The following is a 2,894-nucleotide window of genomic DNA, read 5'->3' as shown; positions in this document are numbered from 1 at the left end:
GCTGCAACAGAAATGTCACTCTTGACAATTTCTATGCCAGCTGGCTTAGTAAAGGTCTCAATGATCGGCAGTAGCGAGTAAGTCGCTAGCAATGGCGCCTCGTCGGTCAGTGTGTAAATGATGGTTGACTTTCCACCAGCCATATATAGCCCCTTGCGTTAGATTGAGTTTTTTAGGGTGATGAGCTTCTGGCTCAGCCCCTGCGAACCGATGTGCTTGAATAAAACCCTGAAAGTATCGGCTTTCATTGCTTTTCAGTCAACGTAATATCCTGTGATAACGACATTTCGAAAAAAAATGATGCTGAATATTTACTCTAATCCTTCCTGTTTTCCGCAAACGCTCTACAATCTTCTGGAAAATTGACAACAAGATCCCTAAAACAGTGCGAATTTAGAGAAAAATAGAATCACTTGCTTCATTATAGAGCTTAGACTCGCAAACTCGATGAAGAAAAAAGCCAAAAAATTTATTTCTTATTAAACCAATTTTACATTTTTTAAACCTATGATTTTTATGACTTTGGTTAAACTTAATACTTTTATGCAACATTAAGGATCAATTAGATGATGAAAATACTCCTTCCTCTCATTGGACTTGGTTTTTCTTCATTATGTTTTGCACAGAACCCATTAAGTGTACACGTACTGAATTTAGAAAATGGTTTACCATCAGCTAATGTCAAAGTAACGCTTGAAGCACAACAAAATGATAAATGGACTGAAATCAATTCAGCGGCAACGGATGATCAAGGCCGTATCAATGATTTATACCCTAAAGATACCAGTCTACAAAAAGGTGTCTATAAAGTTACTTTTAAAACAGGTGATTGGTTTCGTCAAAAAAATCAGCGCTCTTTTTTTCCAGAAGTGCCTGTTGTCTTTGTGATTGATGGCTCATTGGATCATTATCATATTCCGTTATTGATCAGTCCGTACGGTTATTCAACTTATCGTGGTAGTTAACATTCACAAACGAAAAAATATAAAAAACCGATGGCTAAACATCGGTTTTTTATCTCAACAGAATGACAAATAAAGTAGGTTAAGCATTAAAGCTTGAGCCACTTTTCTGCTTGCGCTTGATCTTCGACTTTCAATTCAACTTCGGTCAGTGCTGAACCAGCAGCTTTTACATCAAAGCTCAGCAACTCATCACGGCGGAATGCAAGAATGCTATAGGTATCGTCTTGCTTGGCATATTTTTCTACCAATTTCACCGTTGCTTTGAGACCATCAATCGCAATGATCACATCATGGGCAGAAAGACCAGCTTGAGCAGCAGCGCCATCACGACGCGCACTTTGCACCAACACACCCTCTGGCTTATCTACAAGCTTTAAACCCAACGGTAATGACTTGTCATTTTTCAGGCTATAACTTAAACCAAACTCAGGGAAAAGTTGATCCAGTGGCAACTCATCTGTGGTGTTAATGAGGTGATTGACTTGCTCAATCCAGTTATCACCTGTGAGTTCATTACACAATTCAACAATCGTACGCTCATGCACTTGTATGCCCTTTTGCGCGTTTTCATAAAGTTTACGCATAAGCGCATCTAGACTTGAACCACGTAACCGTAAACCCAAGTCTAAGCATAGCGCTACCAAACAACCTTTGTTGTAATAGCTGGTGCCTGCATTGTTCGAGTTTTCATCCTGACGGTAAAATTTCACCCATGCATCAAAACTTGACTCAGACACAGACTGAACAAAACGACCCGGATTTTGTAAATAACGATCAATCTGAGTTTTGAGTAGTTTGATATATGAGGCTTGAGAAATCACACCGCTACGCAGCAAAATCAGGTCATCATAATAAGACGTGAAACCTTCAAAAATCCAAAGCAAAGAGGTATAGCCTTCTTTGTTTAAATCATAATTGACAAAGTTTTCAGGACGAATGAATTTGACCAACCATGAGTGGAAGTATTCATGACTACATAAACCTAAGAAACGTTGATAGTCTTCAGATGGTTCTTCAGGCTCATTAACTTTGGGCAAGTCTTCACGTGGACTAATCAAACTGGTTGAATTTGGATGCTCCAAACCACCATAACTATTTGCTGTAGCCATCGTCATAAAGGTGTAGTTTGCAAATGGCGCTGAGCCAAACATTGAGATTTCTGTTGCGCAGATTTTTTCAATGTCTTGCTGCATACGTGCAGCATTCATGGCATGTTTGCCTGACACTACAAACTCGTGTGGAATGCCATTGGCTTCAAAAACAAAACGAGTCTGCTCTGCCAACTCAAATGGTGCATCAATTAGCTCAGCATAGTTTTTGGCTTTTAAGGTAAAACGACCTTTAACAAGGCTTTTTGAAGCCATACCTGTCGCTAATTGGAAGTGTTTCAGCTCATCAGGAAGGAACAGTTCAACTTCAATAGCTTTATCCTCTTGACCCTCCAGACCTAAACATGCACATGCAGGATTGACATATAAACGGGTTTGATCTACATACGCACCGCGCACCGACAGATCATAAGCATATACATCATATTCAACCGTAATCAATTCATGATCGGTATTAAAAAGACGCCATTTATTCTTTTCAAATTTTTGGATTTGTAATAACCGCCCTTCTTCATCATAAGCACGAACCGATTCAATATGCTTTGAAAACTCACGAATGAGGTAACTACCCGGAATCCAAGTCGGTAATGAAAGTACCTGTGTTGGGTCTGCTACAAAACGTAAAGTCACGTGTATAAGGTGCTGACGATAATCGTCAAATTCGATCTGATAATGCAACATAATGGGCGATACAAAATAAAATGAAATGAGTTATAACTTAGCTTAGCATTATTTAAGCCAGTTTTGCGTCACAGTCACATTTGTCTGCATTTTTGACTGGTCATTGGCGAAAAAAAGGCATAGCATTTGCAGCTGTTTT

At 39.2% G+C, this 2,894-nt stretch carries 3 protein-coding genes; 1 reads left to right on the top strand and 2 read right to left on the bottom strand.

Features of this window, described 5'->3' with window-relative positions; genetic code table 11:
- The coding region (locus B4F08_RS13345) for an NADP-dependent isocitrate dehydrogenase (protein ID WP_291374714.1) at positions 1 to 143 on the bottom strand (143 nt) is incomplete at its 3' end.
- A gap of 423 nt (positions 144 to 566) precedes the next feature.
- On the opposite strand from B4F08_RS13345, the gene uraH reads away from it, so the two are divergent.
- The gene (uraH, locus tag B4F08_RS13340) at positions 567 to 965 is read left to right on the top strand and encodes a hydroxyisourate hydrolase (protein WP_086210213.1); all 399 of its coding nucleotides are present in this window, start codon (positions 567 to 569) and stop codon (positions 963 to 965) included.
- 86 nt (positions 966 to 1,051) lie between these two features.
- On the opposite strand, the gene B4F08_RS13335 is transcribed toward uraH, so the two are convergent.
- Complete coding sequence (locus B4F08_RS13335) at positions 1,052 to 2,755, bottom strand: M61 family metallopeptidase (protein WP_291374711.1); 1,704 nt, start codon at positions 2,753 to 2,755, stop codon at positions 1,052 to 1,054.
- Positions 2,756 to 2,894 lie beyond the last annotated feature (139 nt).

It is taken from the genome of Acinetobacter sp. UBA6720, assembly GCF_002454215.1.
In the GTDB taxonomy this organism is placed as follows: domain Bacteria; phylum Pseudomonadota; class Gammaproteobacteria; order Pseudomonadales; family Moraxellaceae; genus Acinetobacter.
Note: the sequence above shows the minus strand (reverse complement) of the source record. Positions and strands in the feature narration are given on the sequence as shown.